General features: G+C 73.4%; 22 protein-coding genes. 11 read left to right on the forward strand and 11 right to left on the reverse strand.

Translation table 11 applies throughout. The features are described from left to right. Positions 1–155 precede the first annotated feature (155 nt). Positions 156–1685 carry a leucyl aminopeptidase gene (locus ACSHWO_RS24275; RefSeq protein ID WP_438314847.1) on the reverse strand — a complete coding sequence of 510 codons (1530 nt, stop codon included), beginning with the start codon at positions 1683–1685 and terminating at the stop codon, positions 156–158. A gap of 364 nt (positions 1686–2049) precedes the next feature. Here ACSHWO_RS24275 and ACSHWO_RS24280 point away from each other — a divergent pair, with 364 nt between their 5' ends. From ACSHWO_RS24280 to ACSHWO_RS24300, 5 genes are all read left to right on the forward strand, one after another. Next, entirely contained in the window at positions 2050–4062 is a 2013-nt protein-coding gene (locus ACSHWO_RS24280; protein ID WP_438314850.1) for a hypothetical protein, read from the forward strand. A 100-nt stretch (positions 4063–4162) separates the two neighbouring features. Beyond that, on the forward strand, positions 4163–5716 hold the full coding sequence (gene pelF, locus ACSHWO_RS24285) for a GT4 family glycosyltransferase PelF (RefSeq protein ID WP_438314853.1): 1554 nt from the start codon (positions 4163–4165) through the stop codon (positions 5714–5716). After that, complete coding sequence (locus ACSHWO_RS24290; RefSeq protein ID WP_438314856.1) at positions 5713–7290, forward strand: hypothetical protein; 1578 nt, start codon at positions 5713–5715, stop codon at positions 7288–7290. Before pelF ends, ACSHWO_RS24290 begins: the two co-directional genes overlap by 4 nt. A 72-nt stretch (positions 7291–7362) precedes the next feature. Beyond that, positions 7363–8010 carry a spherulation-specific family 4 protein gene (locus ACSHWO_RS24295; protein WP_438314859.1) on the forward strand — a complete coding sequence of 216 codons (648 nt, stop codon included), beginning with the start codon at positions 7363–7365 and terminating at the stop codon, positions 8008–8010. A 53-nt stretch (positions 8011–8063) separates the two neighbouring features. Further along, a complete protein-coding gene (locus ACSHWO_RS24300) occupies positions 8064–8873 on the forward strand; it encodes an endo alpha-1,4 polygalactosaminidase (protein ID WP_438319262.1) in 810 nt (269 codons plus the stop codon). Between the two features lie 50 nt (positions 8874–8923). Here ACSHWO_RS24300 and ACSHWO_RS24305 read toward each other — a convergent pair whose 3' ends face one another. The 5 genes from ACSHWO_RS24305 to ACSHWO_RS24325 form a co-directional block, all read right to left on the reverse strand. Beyond that, the gene (locus tag ACSHWO_RS24305; protein ID WP_361088470.1) at positions 8924–10168 is read right to left on the reverse strand and encodes a sensor histidine kinase; all 1245 of its coding nucleotides are present in this window, start codon (positions 10166–10168) and stop codon (positions 8924–8926) included. Positions 10169–10223: 55 nt separating this feature from the next. Continuing rightward, positions 10224–10961, reverse strand: coding sequence for a hypothetical protein (locus tag ACSHWO_RS24310; RefSeq protein WP_385824942.1), 738 nt, complete (start codon positions 10959–10961; stop codon positions 10224–10226). Next, on the reverse strand, positions 10958–12922 hold the full coding sequence (locus ACSHWO_RS24315) for a phosphatidylglycerol lysyltransferase domain-containing protein (RefSeq protein ID WP_438314863.1): 1965 nt from the start codon (positions 12920–12922) through the stop codon (positions 10958–10960). The genes ACSHWO_RS24310 and ACSHWO_RS24315 overlap by 4 nt, the downstream gene beginning before the upstream one ends. 85 nt (positions 12923–13007) lie before the next feature. Further along, on the reverse strand, positions 13008–14069 hold the full coding sequence (gene cobT, locus ACSHWO_RS24320) for a nicotinate-nucleotide--dimethylbenzimidazole phosphoribosyltransferase (protein ID WP_361088590.1): 1062 nt from the start codon (positions 14067–14069) through the stop codon (positions 13008–13010). Positions 14070–14229: 160 nt separating this feature from the next. Then, positions 14230–15444, reverse strand: a complete 1215-nt coding sequence (locus ACSHWO_RS24325) for a bifunctional adenosylcobinamide kinase/adenosylcobinamide-phosphate guanylyltransferase (RefSeq protein ID WP_438314866.1) — start codon at positions 15442–15444, stop codon at positions 14230–14232. Between the two features lie 93 nt (positions 15445–15537). On the opposite strand from ACSHWO_RS24325, the gene ACSHWO_RS24330 reads away from it, so the two are divergent. Then, positions 15538–15750, forward strand: coding sequence for a hypothetical protein (locus tag ACSHWO_RS24330; RefSeq protein WP_179172899.1), 213 nt, complete (start codon positions 15538–15540; stop codon positions 15748–15750). A gap of 91 nt (positions 15751–15841) precedes the next feature. Here the strand turns inward: ACSHWO_RS24330 and ACSHWO_RS24335 are convergent, their stop codons facing one another. Together ACSHWO_RS24335 and ACSHWO_RS24340 are read right to left on the reverse strand one after the other, a co-directional pair. Further along, positions 15842–16600: a class I SAM-dependent methyltransferase gene (locus ACSHWO_RS24335; protein WP_385826544.1), complete on the reverse strand. Its 759-nt coding sequence runs from the start codon at positions 16598–16600 to the stop codon at positions 15842–15844. 50 nt (positions 16601–16650) lie between these two features. Further along, on the reverse strand, positions 16651–17259 hold the full coding sequence (locus tag ACSHWO_RS24340) for a DUF3043 domain-containing protein (protein WP_361088454.1): 609 nt from the start codon (positions 17257–17259) through the stop codon (positions 16651–16653). A 258-nt stretch (positions 17260–17517) separates the two neighbouring features. Here ACSHWO_RS24340 and ACSHWO_RS24345 point away from each other — a divergent pair, with 258 nt between their 5' ends. Further along, entirely contained in the window at positions 17518–18312 is a 795-nt protein-coding gene (locus ACSHWO_RS24345) for a PspA/IM30 family protein (protein ID WP_385824700.1), read from the forward strand. 13 nt (positions 18313–18325) lie between these two features. After that, entirely contained in the window at positions 18326–18604 is a 279-nt protein-coding gene (pspAA, locus tag ACSHWO_RS24350; protein ID WP_361088448.1) for a PspA-associated protein PspAA, read from the forward strand. Between the two features lie 45 nt (positions 18605–18649). On the opposite strand, the gene ACSHWO_RS24355 is transcribed toward pspAA, so the two are convergent. After that, the gene (locus ACSHWO_RS24355) at positions 18650–19423 is read right to left on the reverse strand and encodes a hypothetical protein (RefSeq protein WP_361088445.1); all 774 of its coding nucleotides are present in this window, start codon (positions 19421–19423) and stop codon (positions 18650–18652) included. Between the two features lie 87 nt (positions 19424–19510). Between ACSHWO_RS24355 and ACSHWO_RS24360 the strand changes: the two genes are divergently transcribed. The 3 genes from ACSHWO_RS24360 (at position 19511) to ACSHWO_RS24370 (ending at position 24423) form a co-directional block, all read left to right on the forward strand. Then, positions 19511–20344: an adenosylcobinamide-GDP ribazoletransferase gene (locus tag ACSHWO_RS24360; RefSeq protein WP_385824624.1), complete on the forward strand. Its 834-nt coding sequence runs from the start codon at positions 19511–19513 to the stop codon at positions 20342–20344. A gap of 48 nt (positions 20345–20392) precedes the next feature. Further along, a complete protein-coding gene (locus tag ACSHWO_RS24365; protein WP_361088439.1) occupies positions 20393–21088 on the forward strand; it encodes a response regulator transcription factor in 696 nt (231 codons plus the stop codon). A 182-nt stretch (positions 21089–21270) separates the two neighbouring features. Continuing rightward, positions 21271–24423, forward strand: coding sequence for an efflux RND transporter permease subunit (locus tag ACSHWO_RS24370; protein ID WP_438314873.1), 3153 nt, complete (start codon positions 21271–21273; stop codon positions 24421–24423). A 125-nt stretch (positions 24424–24548) separates the two neighbouring features. Here ACSHWO_RS24370 and ACSHWO_RS24375 read toward each other — a convergent pair whose 3' ends face one another. Next, positions 24549–25259: a hypothetical protein gene (locus ACSHWO_RS24375; protein WP_361088435.1), complete on the reverse strand. Its 711-nt coding sequence runs from the start codon at positions 25257–25259 to the stop codon at positions 24549–24551. A gap of 119 nt (positions 25260–25378) precedes the next feature. After that, positions 25379–26566 carry a quinolinate synthase NadA gene (gene nadA, locus ACSHWO_RS24380; RefSeq protein WP_361088432.1) on the reverse strand — a complete coding sequence of 396 codons (1188 nt, stop codon included), beginning with the start codon at positions 26564–26566 and terminating at the stop codon, positions 25379–25381. Between the last annotated feature and the right edge of the window lie 250 nt (positions 26567–26816).

Consider the following 26816-nt stretch of genomic DNA (forward strand, 5'->3'; position numbering starts at 1 on the left):
GTCGTTCTGCCGGAAGCAGGGGTTACCGAAGCGTAGAAACCTACGGATTTCGTTGTGGGTGAACACCCGGCCCCTTGTCGGTGAGTGCTCAGGGGGCCGGGGTGCGTTGTGCGTCACATGTCAAGCGTCGTACCGCGCCGGGCGCGGCGGCGGCCTCAGCCCAGGTCGCCGGTGGCGGTGCGCTCGGCCAGCCGCACCAGGGTGCGCACGGAGGAGCCGGTGCCGCCCTTGGGGGTGTAGCCGTACGGGGCGCCCTCGTGGAAGGCCGGGCCCGCGATGTCCAGGTGCGCCCAGGTGATGCCGTCGCCGATGAACTCCTGGAGGAAGAGGCCGGCCACCAGGCCGCCGCCCATGCGCTCGCCCATGTTGGCGATGTCGGCGGTGGGGGAGTCCATGCCCTTGCGCAGGTCGGCGGGGAGCGGCATCGGCCAGGAGGCCTCGCCGACCTCCTCGGCGATCTCGTGGACCGACGTACGGAAGGCGTCGTCGTTGGCCATGATGCCGAAGGTGCGGTGGCCCAGCGCCAGCACCATCGCGCCGGTCAGGGTCGCGACGTCGACGATCGCGTCCGGGTTCTCCTCCGAGGCCTTGGTCAGGGCGTCTGCCAGGACGAGGCGGCCCTCGGCGTCGGTGTTGAGGACCTCGACGGTCTTGCCGCTGTACATGCGCAGCACGTCGCCGGGGCGGGTCGCGGAGCCGGAGGGCATGTTCTCGGCGAGCGCGAGCCAGCCGGTGACGTTGACGGCCAGGCCCAGGCGGGCCACGGCGACCACGGCGGCGAAGACGGCGGCGGCGCCGGACATGTCGCACTTCATGGTCTCGTTGTGGCCGGCCGGCTTCAGGGAGATGCCGCCCGAGTCGTAGGTGATGCCCTTGCCGACGAACGCGAGGTGCTTCCCGGCGTCCGGGTGGGTGTAGGCGATCTTCACCAGGCGCGGCGGGTTCTCGGAGCCCTTGCCGACGCCCATGATGCCGCCGTAGCCGCCCTTGACCAGCGCCTTCTCGTCCAGGACCTGGACCTTGAGGCCGTGCTCCTTGCCGGTCGCCGACGCGATGGCGGCGAAGGAGGCCGGGGTGAGGTCGTTCGGCGGGGTGTTGATCAGGTCGCGGGCGGTGTTGACCTCGGACGCGACGACGACGGCGCGCTCGGCCGCGGCCTTGTGCTCCTTGTCGCGCGGCTTGGCGCCGAGCAGGGCCACCTCGGCGAGCGGGAGCTTCGGGCCGCCGTTCTTGGCGGCCTTCTTCTCGCCGCCCTGGTAGGTGGTGAAGGCGTAGGCACCGAGCAGTGCGCCCTCGGCGACGGCGGTGACGGCGGAGGCGTCCTCGAGGGGGAGCGCGAAGGCGGCCTTCTTGCTGCCGTGCAGCGCGCGGGCGGCGGCGCCGGCGGCGCGGCGCAGCGCCTCCTCGTCGTAGGACTCCTCGTCGCCCGGCACCGGGCCGAGGCCGACCGCCAGCACGACCGGGACCTTGAGGCCGTCCGGGGCCGGCAGCTTGGTGGTCTCGCCTTCGGCGCCCGAGGCGCCCATGGCGTCGAGCACGGCGGCGAGCTTCCCGTCGTACGCGTTGTCCACGGCCTCGGCGCCCGGTGCCACGACGGGGCCCTTCGGGCCCTTCGCGACGCCGACCACGAGGGCGTCGGCGCGCAGCGTCGCCGCGCCGGCAGTGCTGAGAGTCAGAGCAGTCACGGTGGTGAAGTCTCGCTTCCGTTTGTGTTGTGGGCCGAGTGGGTGGAACGGCCATCCGGAGCGATCGTATTCCGGCCCGAACGGCCGCCAGAAATGAGCCTACGCTCAGCGGCTCGACCGTACGCCATTCCGGGGTTTGGCAAGTTGTTCGACTTGGCCGCTCGCGGGTTCACCCGTCTGTGGTCTCTGTTCCAGGTTTGCCCGTTAGACCTGAACGGAGCCGCGAGACTCGAGCCACTCTCGCAAGGGGACGCGGGGTCCCTTTGCATGATTTCCACAGAGCCTCCTCGGCCCGGCCTACCGCCAAGGGCCGTAGTCGAGAGTGCCTGCGGGGGGAAAGGCCGAAATGGTCAACAAAAGCCGGATGAACAGGGTTGCGGCCGCAATGGCCGTCGCAGCGCTGGTATCCGTGGCATTGCCCGGCGCGTCCGCCCAGGCGGCCGCCACCACACCGCGCATCGACCTGAGAGTCCTCGTCGTCGACGACGGCGGCAGTTCGGTGGAGGCGATCACCGCCGAGCTCCGCGACACGGGGGTGCCCTACACGCGCGTCCAGCTGGGCGGCAGCGGTCGCCCGGTGATCGACGCGGCGTTCCTCAGCGACGTCGTCGACGGACGGCCGCGCGCGAAGTACCAGGGCGTCGTGCTGCCGAACGAGAACCCGTTCGGGGAGGGCTCGGCCGAGATGGCGGCGCTCGTCGCGTACGAGACCGCGTACGGGATCCGCCAGGTCGACGCCTACACCTGGGCCCACCCGGGCGTGGGCCTGGAGTACACCGACAACGGCGGCTACAGCGGCCAGCTCGACGGCACGCAGGCGGCCGTCACCGCGGCCGGCAAGGCGGGCCCCTTCGGCTACCTCGGCGGCCAGGTCGCCTTCGAGGACAACTCCGCCCTGGTCCCCGAGAGCTACGGCTTCATGGGCAGGCCCCGGGCCGGCTACACCAGCTACGTGGACGCGCCCGTCGGCTCCGGCCGCGCCTCGCTGGTCGGCGAGTACACCCACGACGGCCGCAGCGAACTGGTCGTCACCTTCGGCTACAACCAGTACCAGCAGCAGTTCCGGCTGCTCGCCCGCGGCATCGTCGACTGGCTGACCCAGGGCGTCCACCTCGGCCAGAGCCGCAGCTGGTTCGCGGTCCACGTCGACGACGTCTTCGCCCCGGACGCCCGCTGGAACAAGGAGCTCGACTGCACCCCCGGCGACTACGCCTGCGCGGGCGGCGAGGGCAAGGAGAGCACCATCCGGATGTCCGCCGCCGACGCCCAGTACGCGGCGCAGTGGCAGCAGGCCAAGGACTTCAAGCTCGACATGCTCTTCAACGGCGGCGCCGGCGAGGAGTGGAAAGCCGAGAACGGCGGGACCGACGCCCTCACCGCACAACTCGTCGCGGACCGGGCCAAGTACCGCTGGCTCAACCACACCTACACCCACCCGTTCCTCGGCTGCATCCAGGACACCACCACCGTCCCCTGGACCTGCGTCAAGGACGCGAGCGGCACCGTCACCTGGATGAGTCGCGCCGAGATCTCCGCCCAGATCCGCGACAACGTCAACTGGGCGACGTCCAAGGGCATCAGCGTCGACCGCACCGAGCTCGTCACCGGCGAGCACTCCGGCCTGAAGACCCTCCCGCAGCAGGGCCAGGACAACCCCAACCTCGCGGGCGCGCTCGCCGACAACGGGGTCAGGTGGGTCGGCAGCGACAACTCGCGCGAGCCGGCGCAGCGGCCCGTCGGCGCCGCCCAGACCGTCCCCCGCCACCCGATGAACGTGTACTACAACACGGGCACCAACGCGGAGATGGCCGACGAGTACAACTGGCTCTACACCAGCCGCGCCCAGGGCGGCAGCGGCATCTGCGAGGACAACCCGGCGACCTCCACCTGCCTGCCCGCCCCCCTCGACACCGCCACCGGGTACCTCGAACACATCGTGCCCGCCGAGGCCCGCACCGCCCTGCGCCACGTCCTGGCCAACGACCCGCGCCCGCACTACGTCCACCAGTCCAACCTCGCCGAGGACCGCACCCTCTACCCCGTCCTGGACCGGGTCCTCGACACCTACCGCACCCTGTACGCGCCCAACACGCCGATCGTGAACCAGAGCATGAAGGAGATCGGCACCGAACTCGGCCGCCGCGCCGCCTGGGACAAGGCGCTCGCCGCGGGCCGGGTCACCGCGTACCGGATCGGCACCGCCGTCACCGTCAAGGCCCCCTCCGGGGTCCTCGCCCCGATCACCGCGCCGAACGGCACCAAGAAGCAGCTCCTGCTGGGCACGGCCGACTTCGGCACGGCCTACGCCGGCAACCGCTCGGCCTGGACCGGCCCGGAGCCACTGCAGAGCTCGGTCACGCTCCGCCTGCCCGGCTGACCGCGGCCGCACCCGATCCCACCGGCCGAGCGGGTCCCATCCCCGCTCGGCCGCAGCCCTGCGAGCCTCACAACATCACAGTCCGGGGGGACATACCGCAATGAGCCATGGGCGTCACGTCACCATGCTCACCGAAGGAACCTATCCGCACGTCCACGGGGGAGTCAGCACCTGGTGCGACCAGCTGGTGCGGGGCATGCCGGAGGTCGACTTCAACGTCATAGCCCTGACCGGCACCGGCCGCGAGCCGGTCACCTGGGAACTGCCGCGCAACGTCTACCGGCACACCGCCTTCCCCCTGTGGGGACCCGCCCCCGGCCGCAGCCGCGGCCGCGGCACGGCCCTGCGCGGCAAGGAGCACCGCCGGTTCGCCGAGACCTACGAGGCCTTCCTCCTCTCCTTACTCGGCCCCCCGCCGGCCACCGCCGGGCGGACCCCCGCCCCCGGGCACGGCGGGTTCTCCGAGGCGCTGCGCGAACTCGCCGTGCTCGCCCGCTCCGGCCGGCTCGCCCACGCCCTGCGTTCCGAAACGGTCCTGCGCCTGATGATGGCCGTGTGGACCCGCCCGGGCCTGCCCACGGCCGCCGCCGCACCCACCGTCCACGACGCGCTCACCGCCACCGACCTGCTGGAACACGCGCTGCGCCCGCTGGCCGTACGGATCCCGCCCGACAGCGTCGCCCACGCCGTCAGCAGCGGCCTCGCCACCCTGCCCGCGCTCGCCGCCAAACACCTCGACGGGGTGCCGTTCCTGCTCACCGAGCACGGCATCTACCTGCGCGAGCGCTACCTCGGCTACCGCCGGGCCGCCGAGCGCTGGCCCGTCAAGGCCCTCGTCCTCGGCTTCTACCGCGAGCTCAACTCCGAGGGCTACCGGCAGGCCGACCTGATCACCCCCTGCAACCAGTACAACCGCCGCTGGGAGGAGCGGGGCGGAGCGGACGCCGACCGGATCCGCACCGTCTACAACGGCGTCGACCCGTACGCCTTCCCCGAGGCCGGCCCCGAACCCGAGGTGCCCACCCTCAGCTGGTGCGGGCGCATCGACCCGATCAAGGACCTCGAAACCCTCATCCGCGCCTACGCGTTCATGCGCGCCGAGCTGCCCGCCCTGCGGCTGCGCCTGTTCGGCCCCGTCCCGGCCGGCTGCGAGGACTACAGGCTCCGCCTGGAGAAGCTCGCCGCCGAACTCGGGGTCGGGGACGGGATCACCTACGAGGGCCGGATCGCGGAGGTCGCCAAGGCCTACGCCGCCGGCAGCATCGTGATGCTCTCCAGCATCAGCGAGGGCTTCCCGTTCAGCATCATCGAGGCCATGTCCTGCGGGCGGACCACCGTCTCCACCGACGTCGGCGGGGTCCGCGAGGCCGTCGGCGACACCGGCCTCGTCGTCCCGCCGCGCGAACCCGAGACCATGGCCCGCGCCGCGCTCGCCCTGCTCCGCGACGACCGGCGCCGCGCCGAGCTGGGCCGGCTCTCCCGCAAACGGGTCGTCGAGAAGTTCACCCTCCACCAGTCCGTGGACGGCTTCCGGCACATCTACCGCGAACTCGCCGGCCAACCCGTCCTGCCCGTCCACGAGGGTGACCACTGGACCCAGCGGCTCGCCGACCCCTGGTACCGGGAACTCGCGGCCGACGGGAGCCCGTGGTGAGCGGATCCCTCTGGCTGCGCGTCCCCGGCGGCGACACCCTGCCCGCCCTCCCGCGCCCCCGCCGCACCGCGGCGGGGGCCGGGGACACCGCGGCCGACCCGATGGACGAACTCGCCGGGCGCCTGGACGGGTTCATCGCGGCCGCCGTCCACCCCGACGAGATCGCCGCCATCCTGGAGTCCGACGGGATGACCGACGAGCACATCCGGCTCACCTACGGCCGCCGCGACTCCTTCGACCTCGCCGAGCAGCTGTACACCCGGGTGCCGCGGGCCTTCCCCGAGCCGGAGGAGCGCACCGACCCCTGGAAGGTGTCCCTCGCCGCCTGCCTGCTCCGCGGGGTGATCTTCGCCCTGCCCGGCCTCGCCTACGTCCTCGGCGCACCGCTGCTGGAGGGCCCGCCGGACCGGCTCGGACTGCCCGCCGGAACCCTCACCCTGCTCGCCGGGGCCCTCGTCGGCTGGGTGTGGGACCAGACCCTGTCCCACCGCGCCTACTCCTGGCTGGGCCTGGGCGACCGGGCCGCCGCCGGGCGGACCCTGCTCGTCGGCGCCCCCACCGGCGCCCTGCTCGGCATCGCCGCCGCGCTCACCGTCCCCGGCGGGCCGCCGTTCAGCCACGCCTTCGCCGCCGGGCAGGCCGTGTACGTCGGGGCCGCCACCGTCCTGCTGGTCCTCGGCCGGGAGCGGCTGCTCGTCGCCGCGCTCGCGCCCATGACCGCGGGGGCCGTCCTCGCGCTCTTCACCGACCTGCCCGTGCCCCTGCGCGTGGCCCTGCTCCTCGTGTCCCTGCTGGCCGCCTGCACGCTGGCGCTGCGCGAACTGCCGCTTGCCCCCGGCGTACGGGCCCTCGCGCGGCGGGTCCGCGACCGGTCGGACCGGCGCCCCGGCCGGGGCCGCGGCCGGCTCCCGGGCGGGCCGGGCGGGCCGGGCGGTCCGGTGCGCTGGCGGATGCTGCGCGGCGCCGAGGAGGAGTACGGCCCGCGCGGGCCCCGGCTCGGCGAGTCCGTCCCGTACGGGGTGTTCGGCCTCGGCACCGGCCTGCTGGTGCTGTACGCCGCGCTGGGCGAGGTCCTCGCCGGCGGCCCGGCCGAAGCCGTCGCCGCGCCCTCCGCGGTGGCGCTCACGCTGAGCATGGGGCCCGCCGAGTGGCTGCTCCACCGGTTCCGCAGCAGGAGCCTCGCCGGGCTGCGGGCGGCCCGCTCGCCCCGGCAGTTCCGGCTGCGGATGCTCGGCACGCTGGCCCGCTGCATGGCCGTGTACCTGGCGGTGCTCCTCGTCCTCGGCGTGGTGGGAACCCTGTTCTGGCCCGGCGCGCCGGGCATGACCGGGGTCCGCGTCGCGACGCTGCTGCTGCTCGGCGGTGTGATGTGGACGGGGCTGCTGCTGCAGTCCTTCGGCGCGGTCCGGGCCGCCGCCGCCGTCTGCGCCTCCGCGGCCCTCGCGCAGAGCCTGGCCCTGCTGCTGGGGGTCGGGCAGCCCCGGCTGGTGCAGCTGGTCGTGGCGGGCACGGCCGCGGCCGCCCTCGCCGCGCTGGTCTGCCTGTTCCTCGGCAGGGCGACGGCACACCGCTGACCGCGCCCGCGCCCCCGTACGCCCTCCGTGCCCCGTACGACCCGACCTGACCCGTCTGAGAAGAAGGACCCCATGCTGCTGGTGCCGCTCTACGAGCACCCCGACGACCGGCCCGACGACTGGGAGCTGCTGATCCGCTCCGCGGGCCGGCTCCACTCGGTGGTCCTCAACCCGGCCAGCGGGCCGGGCGAGGCCCGCGACGCACGGTTCGCCGTCGTCGCCGAGCGGCTGCGCGACGCCGGAGTGCCCGTCCTCGGCTACGCCGACACCGACTACGGGCGCCGTCCCCACGCCGACGTCGTCCGGGACCTGCTGCGCCACCGCGACTGGTACGGCGCCGACGGGGCCTTCCTCGACCAGGCCGCCCCCGACCCGGCGCTGCTCGGCCACTACGGCCGGCTCGCCGTCGCCGCCCGGGCCGCCGGCGCCCGCACCCTCGTCCTCAACCACGGCGTCCACCCGGACCCCGGCTACGCCGAACTCGCCGACCTCCTCGTCACCTTCGAAGGGCCCTGGGACGCCTACCGGAACGCGGCCGTGCCCTCCTGGACCGCCGACCACCCCGCCGACCGGTTCTGCCACCTCGTGTACGCCGTCCCGCCGGGCGCGCCCGCCGCCGAACTCGCCCGGCAGCGGCGGGCCGCCGTGCACTGCGCGGTCCCCGGGACCGGCGCGCACCCCTGGGGCACCCTCCCGAACGCGCTCCGGGACGCGCCGTGAGGGGCCCGGCGGCGTCCGGTCCGGCGCCCCGGCACCCGCGGCGCAGGCGTCCGCTGCGGCGGCTCGGGGCGGCGCTGCTGCTCGTACCGCTGCTGCTCCTGGCGGCCTGCACCGCCGAGCCGGACGGCGGGGAACCGGACCCGGGCCTGGCCCCCGCGCCGGAGGGGCGCTGGCAGCCGCGGCCCGGCACCGGATGGCAGTGGCAGCTCACGGGGAAGCTCGACACCTCCGTGGAGGCGTCCGTGTACGACGTCGACGGCTTCACCACGACCGCGGAGCAGGTCGAGACGCTGAAGAGGGCCGGGCGCCGGACCATCTGCTACCTGTCCACGGGGGCCTGGGAGGACTTCCGGCCCGACGCGGCGGCCTTCCCCGCGGAGCTCCTCGGCAAGGGCAACGGCTGGGAGGGCGAGCGCTGGCTGGACGTCCGGCGCCGCGCCGAGCTGGAGCCGCTGATGGCCAAGCGCATCGACATGTGCCGGGACAAGGGCTTCGACGCGGTGGAACCGGACAACATGGACGGCTACGCCAACGACACCGGGTTCCCGCTGACCGCCGAGGACCAACTGCTCTACAACCGGCTGGTCGCACGGCTCGCCCACGACCGGGGGCTCGCGGTCGGGCTGAAGAACGACCTGGACCAGATCCCCCAGCTGGTGGGCGACTTCGACTTCGCGGTCAACGAGCAGTGCGTCCAGTACGAGGAGTGCCAGGAGCTGGTCCCGTTCGTCAAGGCGGGGAAGGCCGTCTTCCACGTCGAGTACGAGCTTCCGACGAGCCGGTTCTGCGGCCTCACGCGGAAGCTGAAGTTCAGCTCCCTGCAGAAGGAGTACGAGCTGGGGGCCTGGCGCAAGACCTGCTGAGATCCCGCGCCCGTCCCGCGCCGCCGCACTCCGCCCCACCCCACCCCACCTCACGTGACGGGCAGGACGACGTGCACCCGGTAGCCGCCGCCGTAGCGGGGCCCGGCGAAGCAGGAGCCGCCCAGGGCGCCGGCCCGCTCCCGCATCCCGAGGAGCCCGTGCCCGCCGCCCTCCGCGGCGGCCGCCGCGGAGGGGGCCGCGTCGCTGCCGCTGCCGCCGCCGTCGTCGAGGACGGTGACCTCGGTGGAGGCGCCCACCCGGACCACGCTGACCTCGGCGCTGGCGCCCGGGCCCGCGTGCTTGCGCACGTTGGTCAGCGCCTCCTGGATGACCCGGTACGCCGCCAGGTCCACGGCCGCCGGCAGCGGACCGCCGTCCCGGCTCGGCTCCGGGTCCAGGTCCACCATCACCTTCACCGGCAGCCCGGCGTGCCGGAAGGTGTCCACCAGCTCGTCGAGCCGGGCCAGCCCCGGGGCCGGCTCGGTCGGCGCCTCCGGATCGCCGGACTGGCGCAGCAGTCCGACCGTGGCGCGCAGCTCGTTCAGCGCCGAGCGGCTGGCGTCCCGTACGTGGGCCAGGGCCTCCTTGGCCTGGTCGGGGCGCTTGTCCATGACGTGCGCGGCCACCCCGGCCTGCACGTTGACCAGGGCGATGTGGTGGGCGACCACGTCGTGCAGGTCGCGGGCGATCCGCAGCCGCTCCTCGGCGACCCGACGCCGGGCCTCCTCCTCGCGGGTCCGCTCCGCCCGCTCGGCCCGCTCCCGGATGGCGTCGACGAAGGCCCGCCGGCTGCGGACCGCGTCGCCAGCGGCCGCGGCCATGCCGGTCCAGGCGAACACGCCGACGTTCTCCTGCGAGTACCAGGGCAGCGGGCCGGAGGCCAGCATGGCCACCCCCGTCAGGCCGGCCATGGTCAGCAGGCCGAGGCGCCAGGTGGTGGGCCGGTCGGTGCGGGAGGCCAGCGTGTACAGGGCGATCACGGCGGCCATGGCGACGGGCGCCCGGGGTTCGCCGGAGGCGAGTTCCACCACGGACAGCCCGATGGTGGCGGCGAGCACGGCGCGGGTGCGCAGCCGCCGGAAGACGAGGGCCGCCGCGGCCAGCAGCATCAGCACCAGCGACAGCGGATCGGGGGTGCGGGTGCCGAAGGTGGGCCCGTGCGGGCCGCGCGGGTCGACGAACGAGCCGAGGACCATCGCTACGAGCGCCCCGAGCGCGAGGACGGCGTCGATGGCCAGCGGATGGGCCCGCAGCCACCTCCGGGTGGCGGGGAACGGCCCGAGGTCTGTCGTCACCCCGATACGGTACGGCCTGCTCCGGCCCGGGTGGTCCGGCCGCCGGAGAACGGGGTCAGCGGTGCGGGCGGGGCCGTGGGGGCGCGGCCGCGGGCGGCAGCGGGCGCCGCCGCAGCGGGGTGGCGGCGCGCTGCGGGCCCCGCGCGGCGAGGGCCAGGCACAGGCCGAGGACGGCGGCGATGGCGGCGAGGTGCTCCTTGCCGGCCAGGTTGTCCTTGACCAGGACCTCGCCGATCATGGCGATGACCACCAGGGCGCCGGTCAGGTGCGCGCGGTGGCGCCAGCACAGGTAGAGGGCGAGGCCGACGACCGCCGCCGACGGGCCGGTGTCGTTGACGACCCGGTCGGACAGCGGCAGGCCGAGGGGGTGGTCGGGCCCCAGCGCGAGCCCGAGCCGGGCGTACGTGGTCCCGGCGAGGGTGGCGACGTAGCCGAAGGCCAGCGTGCGCCACCAGCCGATGCAGATCTCCGCGATCCCGAACACCAGCAGGATCTGGACGAGGGCCCCCCACACCGGCAGGTCAAGCGCGGGGACGAACAGCGACAGCGGGGTCCGCAGCAGGGCCAGCCAGAACGGGTCGGTGGCCTTGACCGACCCGAGGTTCTGGACGGGCCGGAACCCCCAGGACGTGTTCTGGACGATCTGGAAGACGAAGGTCAGGCAGACGGCCCCCAGGGTCATCGGGAGGGCCCGCCAGCGGTCGCGGACGAGGGCCTCCCGGACGGTCCCGCACAGGGGCCCCCACTCACGGCGGGCGAAACGCCGCAGTGGGGTCGTCGTCCACGCTGTCAACGATTGGTCTCCAGATGTCTGCGGTTGAGCCACTTGGGCAGCCCGGGAGCCTCCAGGAAGCCCTCGGCCCGGCCCGCGGCGATGCCGATCCGCAGCAGGTCGGAGCTCTTCTCGAAGAGCATGAACCGCGGCTCCCAGATCGGCCGGTATTTGGCGTTGGCCCGGTAGAGGGACTCGATCTGCCACCAGCGGGAGAAGAAGCTCAGCAGCGAGCGCCACATGCGCAGCACCGGACCCGCGCCCAGCTTGGACCCCCGTTCGAAGACCGAGCGGAACATCGCGAAGTTGAGCGAGACCTGTGTGACGCCGATCTCCTTCGAGCGTTCGAGGAGTTCGATGACCATGAACTCCATCAGACCGTTCTCGGAGTCGCGGTCACGGCGCATCAGGTCCAGCGACAGGCCCTTGGGGCCCCAGGGCACGAAGGACAGCAGCGCCCGCAGGTCGCCGTTGCCGTCGGTGCACTCCAGCATCACGCACTGGCCGTCGGCCGGGTCGCCGAGGCGGCCCAGCGCCATGGAGAAGCCGCGCTCGGTGGCGCCGTCGCGCCAGTCGTCGGCGCGGCGCACCAGCTCGGCCATCTCCTCGGCGGGGATGTCGGCGTGCCGGCGGATGCGGACGCCGTAGCCGGCCCGCTTGACCCGGTTGAAGGCCTGCCGGACGGTCCGCATCGCACGGCCCTCCAGGGTGAACTCGGCGGTCTCGACGATCGCCTCGTCGCCCAGCTCCAGCGCGTCCAGGCCGTGCCGGGCGTAGATCTGCCCCGCCTCCTCGCTCGCGCCCATCACGGCGGGCACCCAGCCGTGCTCGCGGGCCTCGGCCAGCCACGGGTCGATGGCGCCGGGCCAGGCCTCGGGGTCGCCGATCGGGTCGCCGGAGGCAAGGGAGACACCGCCGACGACGCGGTAGGTGACGGCCGCCTTCCCGGTGGGGGACCAGATGACGGACTTCTCGCGGCGCAGCGCGAAGTAGCCGAGGGAGTCGCGGTCGCCCTGCCTGGCCAGCAGCGCCCGCAGCTTCTCCTCGTCCTCCTCGGTGATCGGGTCCACGGCCCGGCGGGAGCGGAACGCGGCGAGCAGCACCGCGAGCAGCAGCACCATCGACATGACGTTGATGACGACGTCCACCCAGGCGGGGGTGGTGATGGCCGCGTAGTCGCGGGCGTCGGGGTCCAGGGTGATCAGGCGCATCGCGCCGTAGCGCCAGCGGGCGAGGAACGTGGCCTTCGAGGCGTCCGGGTCGGTGTTGGCGGCGCCGACGATCAGCGCGGCGAGCAGCGAGGTGACGAGCAGGCCGACGGCGGCGACGGCGGTGGCCAGCTTGGGGTTGGAGCGGTCGCCCTTGGCGTAGAACTCCTTGCGGCCCAGCAGCAGGGCGCCGACGAACGACGCGGTCAGGACGAGCGACACCCAGTTCTGGGTGTGGTCGCGGAACTCCGGGTAGCAGACGTCCAACTCGCCGCCGGTGCACGGGGCGAAGGCGGCGACGGCGAAGGCCATCAGGAGCAGTCCGGCCAGTACCAGGTTCAGGATCCACGCGGCCCGCTTGCGCCGGCCCATGGTGACGGCGAGCAGCAGCGAGAACAGGCCGGACGCGAAGCCCGCCGTGAGCAGGTACGGGGTGTAGAAGTCCTCGGTGTTGTGGCGGCGCAGGTCCTGGCCGAGGGACACCCACACCGCGCTGAGGAAGTTCACGAAGGTGACGGCGCGCAGGTACCACACCGCGAAGGCGGCGCTGCGGCGGGAGCGGACGGATCCGCGGCCGCCGCCCTCGTCCTTCTTCCCGTCGGCGTCCCTCGCGGTGTCCTTCGCGGCGCCCTTCGCCCCGTCCTTGGCGGTGGCGTCGGCTTTGGCGGGCTGTCGGTCCTGTCGGTCCTGCGGCGCCTGTCGGGCACGCGGGGCCTGTGCCGTCTTTGCGGCATTCCGGTCAATATCTGCGCTGGTCAAGCGGGCCTCTCCCATGAAACGCGATCATATGGGGCGCCACCGACCACGGCTGGCCGGATCGGGGAGCCACGGCCGGTCGCGGCCCCGGCTCCCCGCCGGTTCAGTCCTCCTGCTCCGGCTCCGGCGCGGCCCGCTCCGGCAGCTCCGCCGCGAGTGCGGCAGCCGCCTGGACCAGGGGGAGCGCCAGCAAGGCCCCGGTTCCCTCCCCTACGGTGACGCCGTGCGAGAGCACGGGGTTGAGCGCCATCCGGTCAAGTGCCTTCGCCTGGCCGGGTTCGCCGCTCGCCTGGCCGGCCAGCCACCAGTCCGGGGAGCGGAACGCGGCCCGCTGGGCCACCAGTCCGCAGGCCGCCGAGACGACCCCGTCGAGGATCACCGGCGTACGGCGCACCGCGCACTGGAGCAGGAAGCCGGTGATCGCGGCGACGTCCGCCCCGCCGACCGCCGCGAGCAGCGCCACCTGGTCGCCGAGGACCGGCCGGGCCCGGCGCAGCGCGTCCCGGATCGCCGCGCACTTGCGCATCCAGGTCAGGTCGTCGATGGGCTGCCCGCCGCGCCCGGTGACCACCGAGGCGTCGGTGCCGCACAGCGCGGCGACGAGCACCGCGGCGATGGTGGTGCCGCCGACGCTCAGGTCCCCGAGGACGACCAGGTCGGTGCCGGAATCGGCCTCCTCGTCGGCGATGCGCATGCCGAGCCGGATCGCCTCCTCGGCCTCCTCGCGGGTGAGGGCGTCCTCGACGTCGATCCGGCCGCTGCCGCGGCGCACGCGGTGCCGGACCACGTCCTCGGGCAGCAGGCCGGGCTCGCAGTCCAGGCCGGCGTCCACGACCCGCACCGAGGCCCCGAACCGCCCGGCGAGGATCGCGACGGGCCCCGCCCCGTCGAGCACGGAGCGCACCAGTTCGTGGGCGCTGCCGGCGGCCCGGGCGGACACCCCGGCGGAGGCGATCCCGTGGTCGGCGGCGAACAGGACGACCCGGGGCCGCTCGATCGGCTCGACCGGAACCCGCCCCTGCGCGGCGGCCAGCCACTCGGCGAGCTCGTCGAGCCGCCCCAGCGCCCCGGCCGGCACGGCCAGCCGAGCACGGCGCTCCTCGGCGTCGCGGCGGACGCCGCCGTCGGGGCGCTCGATCAGATCGGAGAAGTCGTCGAGATTCAGGGTGGTCATCTGCCAGAGCGTACAGCCGGTAAGGCCCTGCCCAAGCCCCTCTGCGGGCCCCGCCCCGCACCCCGTTTCCGGGCGGTCCGGCAGCCCCGCGCCCGGCCCGACCGGGGCCCTCTCCGGGCTCCGGAACGCCCCGGCCGCCGGACGGCCGGGATCAGTCCTTCAGGACCAGCGCCTGCCCGGCGACCACCAGCAGGACGTGCTCGCACTCGCCCGCCACCGCGTTGTTCAGCCGCCCGAGCTCGTCCCGGAAGCGGCGGCCCGAGGCGGTCGCGGGCACGACCCCCGAGCCGACCTCGTTGCTGACGGCCACCACCGTGCGGCGCGTCGCCCGCAGGGCCGCCACCAGCTCCGCCACCCGCCCCTGCAGCTCCTTGCGGCCGCGGCCCGCCCACACGGCGTCGTCCCAGGCGCCCGCCCGGTCCATGGCGTCCGTCAGCCACAGCGCCAGGCAGTCGATCAGCAGCGGCGGCCCGCCCTCCCTCAGCAGCGGCGCCAGCTCGCAGGTCTCCACCGTCCGCCAGTTCCCGGGCCGCCGGTCCCGGTGCAGTCCGACCCGTGCCGCCCACTCCGGGTCGCCCTCGCGGGTTCCGGAGGTGGCCGCGTAGAGCACCTCCGGGAAGCCCGCCAGCCGCCGCTCCGCCTCCACGGACTTCCCCGAGCGGGCGCCGCCCAGCACCAGCGTCCGGCGCGGCAGGTCCGGCACCGCGTGGTACTCGCCCACGGTCACCGTCGTCCCGTCCGGCACCGCGCGCGCCCCGGCCGCCGCGCACCGCCGCTCCAGCTCGCGCCCCGGCGGGGTGTCGTGGTCCAGGTGCACCGCGATCACGTCCGTGGTGGGCCCGGCGGCGCCCTCCGCCCGGAGCCGGGCCAGCGCCTCCGGCCGGCCCAGCACGTCCGCGAGGACCATGTCGTACGGGCGCTGCGGGAAGCCGAGCCCGCCGCGCTGCTGCCCGGCCGGCGCCGCCCCCGGGGGCAGGTAGAGCAGCCTGCTGCCGTCCGGGCCGGTCACCTCGTACCCGGTGCCCGGCGCGTCCATCGGCACCGCCCGCACCCGGTGGCCGCTGATCACCGCGAGCTCCCGCCCGTCGGGCACCCGCACGGCCGCGGGCAGCCCGGGCGGCAGCTCCACGGCGGGCCCGTCGTGCGGATGGGTCAGCAGGACCTGCCGCACGCCGGCCAGCGAGTGCCCGGCCCGGGCCCCGGCCAGGACCGCCCCGGGGGTCAGGTCGAGCAGCAGGGCCCCGTCCACGAGCACGGACGTCGCGGCGCGCGCCCGGGGGCCGACGGAGACCGCGCAGGCGGCGCAGGGACAGCCGGGGCGGGGCAGTCCTGCGGGGGTACCGGTGCCGAGCAGAGTGAGTTCCACGAGAAGATCCTCCCGCGTCCCCGGGACTGGTGCGCGCCCGGCTACTCTGCGGGCAGACTCAAGGCGAGCAGCGGACGAGCAACGGAGGCGGACATGGCGTGGACGTGGCGTTTCGAGACGGCCGACGGCAGCGAGACGACCCCTGCGGTCACCCCGGAGGAGTTCACCACGCAGGGCGACGCGGAGTCCTGGATCGGGGAGTACTGGAAGGAACTGCTTGAGGGCGGTACCGAGCGGGTGAAGCTGTCCGACGACAGCGGGACCGAGCTGTACGCGATGAGCCTGCGCGAGGCGCTGGACGCCTGATCCGGGCGGAGTGCGCGCCCCGGGTCCCGGCAGGGGCCCGGGGCCGCCGCGTGCCGGGGGCCGTACGGGAGGTGGTGCGGTGGAGCGGTGGTCAGCCGCGGACGCCGCACAGGTGCAGCAGCGCCGCCACCCCGCGGTAGGGGTCGGTCCGCCCGGCGCGGTCCTCGGCGGCCAGGAGCCGCTCCAGGTCCTCGTCCGGGGGGAGCGTCCCGCCGGCCTCGGTGCCGTCGGTGAAGACGCGCACCCCGTACCAGGTGTGCAGGGGGGCGCCGATCCCGGACAGCGTGGACGTGAGATCGGCGAGCCGGTCGGCCCGTACCTCCAGGCCCAGCCGGTTGGTGTAGTCGACGCTGTCGAAGGCGGACAGGGCGGCCGACCAGTCGCCGTCCAGCCCGGGCCGCATCGCGAGCGCGTCGCCGTTGCGCACCAGCAGGGACAGCAGCCCGCCGGGGGCGAGCATCCGGGCCAGCCCGGCCAGCATGCCGTCCGGCTCGGCCACGTACATCAGTACGCCGTGGCACAGCACGATGTCGAAGCTGCCCGGGGTGAAGTGGGCGCCGGTCTCGCGCCCGTCCCCCTCCAGCAGCTCGACCCGGTCCTGGATGCCGGCGGGCTCGGCCTCCAGCGCCGCGCGGGCCACGGCCAGCATCCCAGGGTCCTGCTCCAGGCCGGTCACCCGGTGCCCGGCGCGGGCGAGCCGCAGCGCCTGGGTGCCCTGGCCCATGCCCACGTCCAGGACGCGCAGCCGCTGTCCGACCGGGAAGCGCTGCGCGATCTGCTCATCGACCTGCCGGCCCACGAGTTCTTGGCGGACGGCGTTGCGCAGGCCGCCCAGGCCTTCGAGCCACAGCCTGGCGCCCTGCGCGAATCCGTCCCCCGCCCCCCCGGGCCTGTCTGCGCTCAGGGCCGTTCCCCGCGCTTGACCTGCGGCTTCGGCAGGCGCAGGCGGCGCATCTGGAGGGTACGCATCAGGCCGTACGCGACGGCGCCGCGGCGCGGCTGGTCGGCGAAGCGCTCGTTCAGGGCCTTGCGCAGGCGGAACGCCAGACCGATCGAGTCGAGGATGATCAGGGCGATCACGGCGAGCCAGAGCAGCAGGGCCACGTTCTGGATCTGCGGCTGCCGGATCATGCTGAGCACCAGGATGATCACGGCCAGCGGCAGGAACATCTCGGCGACGCAGAAGCGGGAGTCGACGAAGTCGCGGACGAAGCGGCGCACGGGACCCTTGTCGCGGGCCGGCAGGTAGCGCTCGTCGCCGCTGGCCAGCGCCTCGCGCTGCTTGGCCAGCTCGACCCGGCGCCGCTCACGGGCACGGCGGGCGTCCTCCTTGCGGTCGCCGGTGGAGACCACCGCAGCCTTGCGCTGCGACTGGGCCACGGCGCGCTTCGGCGTCGGGCGGCCCTTGGGGGCCTGCGGGTCACGGGACTTCGAGAGGTCTGCGCTCACCTTGTCGGTGGCGGCGGCCTTCTCTTCCTTGGAGGAACGGCTACCAAACACAAAACCCAAGCCTACGTGGTTGCGCACCGGTACCCCACCCCGCTCGGGAACGATCCGGCAACGGCGGGCGTCTGGAGCGGTGCAGGGTTCGTGCGGGGCGCGTCGGGGGATCCCCTCCTCCTTCCGCCTGACAAGGGCGACGGCACAGTCGTCCTGGAGGAGGAGCGCATCCGCTCACGAACAGTGCGGTAATGGAGACAGGGCCCGTACTGTGGGTTCTGTTGGTGACCTGGAGCGAAGTCCGTCAGAAGGGGGCGCGCGAAGCCCATGAGCGGTGTCATGAAGCGTATGGGGATGATCTTCCGCGCGAAGGCGAACAAGGCCCTTGACCGGGCCGAGGACCCGCGCGAGACCCTCGACTACTCGTACCAGAAGCAGCTGGAGCTGCTGCAGAAGGTGCGCCGCGGCGTCGCGGACGTCGCCACCTCCCGCAAGCGCCTGGAACTGCAGCTCAACCAGCTCCAGACCCAGTCCGCCAAGCTGGAGGACCAGGGCCGCAAGGCGCTGGCGCTCGGCCGCGAGGACCTGGCCCGCGAGGCGCTGTCCCGCCGCGCCTCCCTCCAGCAGCAGGTCAGCGACCTCCAGGTGCAGCACGAGACCCTGCAGGGCGAGGAGGAGAAGCTGACCCTGGCCGCGCAGCGCCTCCAGGCCAAGGTGGACGCCTTCCGTACGAAGAAGGAGACCATCAAGGCCACCTACACCGCGGCCCAGGCCCAGACCCGGATCGCCGAGTCCTTCTCCGGCATCTCCGAGGAGATGAGCGACGTCGGCCTGGCCATCCAGCGGGCCGAGGACAAGACCGCCCAGCTGCAGGCCCGCGCCGGCGCGATCGACGAGCTGCTGGCCTCCGGCGCCCTCGACGACCAGAGCGGGCTCGGCGCCAAGGACGACATCCAGGCCGAGCTGGACCGCCTCTCGGGCGGCACGGACGTGGAGCTGGAGCTCCAGCGGATGAAGGCGGAGCTGGCCGGCGGCCCGTCCGCGCAGCAGCAGGCCATCGAGGGCGGCGCCCCCGGTACCGCCCAGCAGTCGCAGACCCAGCACCGGTTCGACAAGCAGTAGGACGGGGCCCGTCATGATTGTCCGGATCATGGGGGAAGGTCAGGTGACGGTGGCGGACAGCCACTTCGCCGAGCTCAACAGGCTGGACGACGAGCTGCTCGCGGAGATGGAGGGCGGCGACGAGGCGGGCTTCCGGCGCACGCTGCACGCGCTGCTCGACGCCGTGCGGCAGCTCGGCGCGCCACTGCCCGACGACGCGCTGGAACCGTCCGAGTTGATCCTGCCCGCGCCCGACGCCTCGCTCGCCGAGGTCCGGGAGATGCTCGACGACGGCGGGCTCATCCCGGGCTGACCGCCGGCCCCGGCGGTACGGGGTGACGGTGGCGGCGGCACCAGGTCACGGCGGCGGCGGTTCCTTCGGGGCCGCCGCCCGCTCCGGGTCGGGGGTCCCCCCGATGAAGTTCTCGAAGCGGCGGCGCTTGGCCGCCCAGCGCCGGTCGTGGTGGAAGGCCCGCAGGCCCGCCTTGGCGCGGGCCCGCGGCCGGTTCGCGTAGAACCGCTTCGCGTACGGGGAGCCGGGCCGGGCCAGCCGGACCGCGCCGATCAGCGCCACGAACGGGATCACGACCCCGAACAGCGCGGTCCGCGCCTTGCCCTTCCACAGGGCGACCAGGGCCAGGAAGAAGTTCAGGGCGGTGTTCATCGCCACCAGACCGCGGTTCTGCCGCTCGTCCGCCGTCAGGTCGTTGACCCCGAACGGCAGGAACCCGCTCAGCACCAGCGCCACCAGCGCGGCCGTGAGCACCACGATCTCGACGCTCTTGCGGCCCTGCTCGCTCCAGTAGACGTCGTCGAGGTGCAGGATCAGCGCGAACTCGTCCAGGACCAGGCCCGCGCCCAGCCCGAAGAGCACCGCCGAGACCAGCGAACCGGGGCCGCGCCCGCCGCTGGCGACGGAACCGAAGCCGCCGATGATCACGAGGACCACCCCCGGTACCACGTGGTGGACGTGCAGGCCGCCCGGCGTGACGTTCCTGAACGGCCCCCGGCCGGCCCGGATCAGACGGGTGATGACACGGGTGACCAGGAACGACGTCACGAACGACAGCAGCGCGAGGAGCAGCGGGAGCTTTCCCGGCTCGACGATGTTCCGGTACCACCAGTGACCCATACCGCCAGCTCCTTGTTGTGGCAGCTTCCCCTTTTATCCCGCATTGGGCAATTTACCGGGAGGGATGAGCGGGTAGCGTTCGCGCCGATGACAGATACGTTCGACGACCAGCCCCCGCCCTCGCGCCTGGTCCCGCCCGCAGAACGCGCCTCGCTCCCCGACGGGATCCGCTTCGCGTTCGGCACGCTCACCGTGCTGCCCGCCCGCATCACCCGCTGGGACCGGCCCGCGGCCCGCACCGGCATGGCCTGCGCGCCGCTCGCCGGACTCGTCGTCGGCGTACTCGCCGCCGCCGCCGGCACCCTCCTGCTGCTGCTCGGCGGGGGCCCGCTGCTCGCCGCCGCCGTCACCGTTGCCGTACCCGCCGCCCTGACCCGGGGACTGCACCTCGACGGCCTCGCCGACACCGCCGACGGGCTGGGCTGCGCCAAACCGGCCGCCGAGGCCCTGCGCGTCATGAAGCGGTCCGACATCGGCCCCTTCGGGGTGGTCGCCCTGCTCCTCCTGCTGCTGATCCAGGTCGGGGCGCTCACCGACGCCTACGCCGAGGGCTGGGTCCGCGGCGCCTCCGCGGCCGTCGTCGCGGCCGTCACCGCCCGCCTCGCCATGACCCTGGCCTCCCGGGACGGCGTCCCCCCCGCCCGCCTCGAAGGGCTGGGCGCGGCCGTCGCCGGGGTGGTCCCGCGGGCCGCGGCCGCGCTGGCCGCCGCCGCCGTCACGGTCCTGGCCGCGGCCGCCGCCCTGCCGCTGGGCCCGCTCGCCGCCGTCCGGCAGGCGGCCGCGGTCCTGGTGGCCCTGACGGCGGCCGAGTTGCTGCTGCGCCGCTGCGTGCACCGCTTCGGCGGGGTCACCGGGGACGTCTTCGGCGCCCTGGCCGAGGCCTCCGCGGCGGCCGCCCTGATCGTCCTCGCCCTGGGCTGACCGCCCCGCGTGCCCGGCGGCCCTCCCGCGGCACGTAGGGTCGGGGCCGTGGAAGAGACGCCGACGCCCATCAAGGTGCTGCTCGCCGACGACCAGGCCCTGCTCCGCAGCGCCTTCAAGGTGCTCGTCGACTCCGAGCCCGACATGGAGGTCGTGGGCGAGGCCTGCGACGGGGCCCAGGCCGTCGAGCTCGCCCGCCGCACCCTGCCCGACGTGGTCCTCATGGACATCCGGATGCCCGGCACCGACGGCCTCGCCGCCACCCGCACGATCAGCCAGGACCCGGGGCTCGCCACGGTCCGGGTGGTCATGCTGACGACCTTCGAGGTCGACGAGTACGTCGCCTCGGCCCTGCGGGCCGGCGCCTCCGGCTTCCTCGGCAAGGGCGCCGAACCGGAGGAACTGCTCAACGCCATCCGGGTCGCCGCCGCCGGCGAGGCCCTGCTCTCCCCGGCCGCCACCAAGGGGCTCATCGCCACCTTCCTCGCACAGGGCGGCGGCTCCGGCGCGCCGGCCGCCGAGGACGCCGAGCGGCTCGCCCCGCTGACCGGCCGGGAGCGCGAGGTCCTCGTCCAGGTGGCCGGCGGCCTGTCCAACGACGAGATCGCCGGGCGGCTCCAGGTCAGCCCGCTCACCGTCAAGACCCACGTGAACCGGGCCATGGCCAAGCTCGGCGCCCGCGACCGGGCCGGGCTCGTCGTCATCGCCTACGAATCGGGGCTGGTCCGGCCGCGCTCCGAGTAGCGTCCGCCGTACACCTTCGTACTCGTGCGTGTACTACAGGCGCGGTATGCCGCGGGTGAGGACAGGACCTGGGGGCGACGCAGCGGCCTCCCGGCATGGGCGAGGCTTGAGTGCCGGCCGCGGCTTTCGCGGCCCTCTCGGCCGGCCCTGCCCAGACCGACTGCAGAGAGAAACCCACGCCCATGTCCTGGCTGTCCCGATTCAGCCTGGCCCAAAGAGCGCTCATCGGCCTCGTGTCGATCACCGCGCTGCTCTTCGGCGCCATAGCCATCCCGCAGCTCAAGCAGCAGCTGCTGCCCTCCATCGAACTGCCGATGGTCTCCGTGCTCGCCCCGTACCAGGGCGCTTCCCCCGACGTGGTGGAGAAGCAGGTCATCGAGCCGATCGAGGCCAACCTCAAGGGCGTGGACGGCATCACCGGCATCACGTCCACCGCCAGCGAGGGCAATGCCCTGATCATGGCCACGTTCGACTACGGCGACAGCAGCACCAAGCAGCTCGTCGCCGACGTCCAGCAGGCCGTGAACCGGGCCCGCGTCCGGCTGCCCGCCGACGTCGACCCCCAGGTCATCGCCGGCTCCACCGACGACATGCCCACCGTCGTCCTCGCCGTCACCTCCGACAAGGACCAGCAGGCCCTCGCCGACCAGCTCGGCCGCAGCGTCGTCCCCGTCCTGGAGGACATCAAGGGCGTCGGCCAGGTCACCGTCGACGGCGCCCAGGAGCTCCAGGTCACCGTCACCCCGGACAACGCCAAGCTCGCGGCGGCCGGCCTCGACGGCGCCGCCCTCGCCCAGGGCCTCCAGGCGGGCGGCGCGGCCGTGCCCGCCGGCTCCTTCGACGAGGAGGGCAAGAACCGGACCGTCCGCGTCGGCGGCGGCTACACCTCCCTCGCCCAGCTGGAGGACCTCCGCCTGAGCCCCGGCCCCGGCTCCGCCAGGTCGGCCGTCCGCCTCGGCGACGTGGCCTCCGTCAAGCAGGAGCCCGCCAAGCCGGTCTCGATCACCCGCACCAACGGCAAGCCCAGCCTCGCCGTCGTCCTGACCATGGACAAGGACGGCAGCGCCGTCGCCATCTCGGACGCCGTCAAGGAGAAGCTGCCCGAGCTGCGCACCGCGCTCGGCTCCGGCGCCGAGCTCACCGTCGTCGCCGACCAGGGCCCGCCGGTCGCCAAGTCCATCTCCAGCCTCACCACCGAGGGCATGCTCGGCCTGCTCTTCGCGGTGATCGTGATCCTGGTCTTCCTCGCCTCGCTGCGCTCGACGCTGGTCACCGCGGTCTCCATCCCGCTGTCCGTCGTCCTCGCGCTGATCGTGCTGTGGGCCGAGGACCTGTCGCTCAACATGCTGACCCTGGGCGCCCTCACCATCGCGATCGGCCGCGTCGTCGACGACTCGATCGTGGTCCTGGAGAACATCAAGCGCCACCTCGGCTACGGCGAGGAGCGCGAGGACGCCATCCTCACCGCCGTCAAGGAGGTCGCCGGCGCGGTCACCTCCTCGACGCTCACCACCGTCGCCGTCTTCCTGCCCATCGGCTTCGTCGGCGGCATGGTCGGCGAGTTCTTCGGACCGTTCTCCCTCACCGTCGCCGCGTCCCTGCTGGCCTCGCTGCTGGTGTCCCTGACGGTCGTCCCGGTGCTCTCGTACTGGTTCCTGCGCGCCCCGAAGGGCGTGACCGCCGGCGACGCCGAGAGCGCGGAGAAGGCGCGCCGCGAGGCCGAGGAGAAGGAGGCGAAGAGCCGCATGCAGCGCGGCTACGCCCGGGCCCTCGGCCTGGTCACCCGCCGCCGGGCGAGCACCCTCGTACTGGCCGCCGTGGTCTTCGTCGGCACCCTCGGCATGACCCCCCTGCTGAAGACGAACTTCTTCGACCAGGGCGAGCAGGCCGTCCTCACCGTCAAGCAGCAGCTCCCGGCCGGCGCCTCGCTGGCCGCCGCCGACGAGGCGAGCCGTAAGGTGGAGAAGGCCCTCACCGGGGTCAAGGGCGTCAAGGACTACCAGGTCACCGTCGGCTCCTCCGGCTTCATGGCCGCCTTCGGCGGCGGCACCGGCTCCAACCAGGCCACCTACCAGGTCGTGCTGGACGACGCCGGCGACAGCGAGGCCGTCAAGAAGCGGCTGGAGGAGACCCTCGGCAAGCTCGACGGCATCGGCGACACCAGCATCTCCGCGGGCGGCGGCTTCGGCAGCCAGAACCTCAGCGTCGTCGTCAAGGCGGGCGACGCCGGCGTCCTCGCCAAGGCCGCCGAGCAGGTCCGGGCCGAGATGGCCACCCTCAAGGACGTCACCGACGTACAGAGCGACCTCTCCCAGTCCCTGCCCCGCATCTCGGTGACCGCCACCCCGAAGACCGCCGACGCCGGCCTGAACCAGGCCGCGCTCGGCGCGCTCGTCGCCCAGGCCGTACGCGGCACCCCGGCGGGCAAGGCCGTCCTGGACAACACCGAGCGGGACATCGTCATCAAGTCCGCGCAGCCCGCCACCACCCTGGCCCAGCTGCAGGCGCTCCCCGTCGGCCCGGCCAAGCTCGGCGACATCGCCGAGGTCAAGGTCGTGCCCGGCCCGGTGTCGATGACCCGCATCGACGGCGCCCGCGCCGCGACCGTCACCGCCAAGCCGGTCGGCGACAACACCGGCGCCATCGGCGCCGAGCTCCAGACGAAGATCAGCGCGCTGAAGCTGCCCGAGGGCGCCACCGCCACCATCGGCGGCGTCTCCGAGGACCAGGGCGAGGCCTTCGCTCAGCTGGGCCTGGCCATGCTCGCGGCCATCGCGATCGTGTTCATGCTGCTGGTGGCCACGTTCCGGTCGCTGGTGCAGCCGCTGATCCTGCTGGTCTCGATCCCGTTCGCGGCGACCGGCGCCCTGGGCCTGCTGCTGGTCACCGGCACCCCCATGGGCGTACCGGCCATGATCGGCATGCTGATGCTCATCGGCATCGTCGTGACCAACGCGATCGTCCTGATCGACCTGGTCAACCAGTACCGGGCCCAGGGCCTGGGCGTCGTCGAAGCGGTCATCGAGGGCGGCCGGCACCGTCTGCGGCCGATCCTCATGACGGCCCTGGCGACGATCTTCGCGCTGCTCCCGATGGCGCTCGGCGTCACCGGCGAGGGCGGGTTCATCTCGCAGCCGCTGGCGGTCGTCGTGATCGGCGGCCTGGTCTCCTCGACCCTGCTGACGCTGCTGCTCGTGCCGACCCTCTACACGATGGTCGAGCTCCGCAAGGAGCGCCGCCGGGCCAAGCGCACGGCCCGCCGTGCGGCCGTCCCGGCCCCGGCCCCGCAGCACGCCGAGACCGAGGCCGACGAGCAGACCCCGGCCGGGGTCTGATCCGCCGCCCGGCCCGCGTGCGCGGGCCGGGCGCACCGGCACGTCGGAGCACAACCGGATCGCGCCGGAGCCGAAGGGCCGCCCCTTGATCGAGGGGCGGCCCTCCGGACGTTTCCGGGCTGCCTTCACTCGTACCAGCGGTAGCAGTGGTCCGTGGAACGGCGAACGTCGTTGCGGAACTCCCACCAGGTCGTCTTCTGCTGCTTGATCCGCTTGGCGTCGCCCGCCCCGAGGACGAGACAGAACGTCCGCTCGAGCGGTGACCGGGTGCTCGCCCTCACCAGGGTCAGGCTCCCGTCGTACCGCCCCGGGGTGAGTTTCCAGTTGTGCGTCCTGAACTGGATCGACGGTCTCTGCGGGGCGCTCTGGGTGACGATGAACGGCGCGGGTTCCGATTCGAACTCCCACCAGATGTCCGGCGGCGCGCTGAGGGCCTTCTCGCAGGCGGCGTCCGCCTGAGGGCTGGTGCCGGTCTTGGCGCAGGCGGCGTCGGTCGGCTCGTACCGTGCCGTCCACTTCACCACCTGCCCCCAATAGAAGTCCGGTCTGTCGTTGACTGCGGGACCCGGGGAGCGCAGGCGCAGGCGCAGCCGGACGTCTTTCACCAACTCCGTGTCCTCGGTGCCGAAGCGCGTGAAGACGGTCGGCTGGAGGAACACCGAGATGCCGGCCGTCTCGGCCTCCACCTTCAAGGAGTGCGGCAGCATGACCTCGGTGGTCGGGTCCTTCTGGGCCTCCAGGAAGTTGTACACCGAGAGCACCAGCGCGCCGAGACCGGCGATCGTGGCGACCCAGGTGTGCCCCGCCTGGAAGAGCCCCTTCGGGGAACAGGCCATGCCCCCAGGCTGGTGCGCACGCCGAGCGGGCGCCTGCGGTAGTGGTCCGGTCGGCTGCGCGCCGACACGGCGAAGGGGCGCCCGGGCCGTGCGGCGGGCGCCCCTTCAGCTGCAGGCGGTTACGGGAGGGCGAGCATGCGCTCCAGGGCGAGCTTGGCGAAGCTCTCGGTCTCCTTGTCGACCTGGATCTGGTTCACCAGGGTGCCCTCGGCGAGGGACTCCAGGGCCCACACCAGGTGCGGCAGGTCGATGCGGTTCATCGTCGAGCAGAAGCAGACCGTCCGGTCGAGGAAGACGACCTCCTTGCCCTCCGGGCCGAAACGGTTCGCCAGGCGCTTGACCAGGTTCAGCTCGGTGCCGATGGCCCACTTGGAGCCGGCCGGGGCCGCCTCCAGCGTGTTGATGATGTACTCCGTCGAGCCGACGTAGTCCGCGGCCGCCACGACCTCGTGCTTGCACTCCGGGTGGACCAGCACGTTCACGCCGGGGATGCGCTCGCGGACGTCGTTGACCGAGTCCAGCGAGAAGCGGCCGTGGACCGAGCAGTGACCGCGCCACAGGATCATCTTCGCGCCGCGCAGCTGCTCGGCGGTCAGCCCGCCGTTCGGCTTGTGCGGGTTGTAGACGACGCAGTCGTCGAGGGACATGCCCATGTCGCGGACGGCGGTGTTGCGGCCCAGGTGCTGGTCCGGCAGGAAGAGCACCTTCTCCCCCTGCTCGAAGGCCCAGTCCAGGGCCCGCTTCGCGTTGGAGGACGTGCAGATCAGGCCGCCGTGCTTGCCGGTGAAGGCCTTGATGTCGGCGGAGGAGTTCATGTACGAGACGGGGACCGTCACGTCGGCTATGCCCGCCTCCGTCAGCACGTCCCAGCACTCGGCGACCTGCTCGGCGGTGGCCATGTCGGCCATCGAGCAGCCGGCGGCCAGGTCCGGCAGGACGACCTTCTGGTCGTCGCCGGTCAGGATGTCCGCGGACTCGGCCATGAAGTGGACGCCGCAGAAGACGATGTACTCGGCCTCCGGCTTGGCGGCCGCGTCACGGGCGAGCTTGAAGGAGTCGCCGGTGACGTCGGCGAACTCGATGACCTCGTCCCGCTGGTAGTGGTGGCCGAGGATGAAGACCTTGTCGCCGAGCTTCTCCTTGGCCGCGCGGGCGCGTGCCACCAGGTCCGGGTCCGACGGCGAGGGCAGGTCGCCGGGGCACTCCACCCCGCGCTCGCTCTTGGGGTCGGCTTCGCGGCCGAGCAGCAGCAGGGCAAGGGGCGTCGGCTGGACGTCCAAAGGCTGGGCGGTGGTCACGACACGCACCCTTTCTGTTCTGCGACTACGAGACTTCAGTTTCGACTTCTCGTCTATTTGACGCTATCTATGATAGCCGGTTCACGTCACTTTGACGATGGCCATTGTGTCGATGTGACGCATTCGCCCGCGGCCAACCCGCGTGACGAACCCGTCGCTGCGCCCGGCCCTCCGGTCCGCCCCGGTGTGCGAGCATGAATGACTGAAACACGCGTCGGGTCCGGAATGAATCCGCGGCCCCGCTCGTTGCCATCGACGG

This window comes from Streptomyces pallidus (ex Mingjun et al. 2026), assembly GCF_051550185.1.
GTDB lineage: Bacteria > Actinomycetota > Actinomycetes > Streptomycetales > Streptomycetaceae > Streptomyces.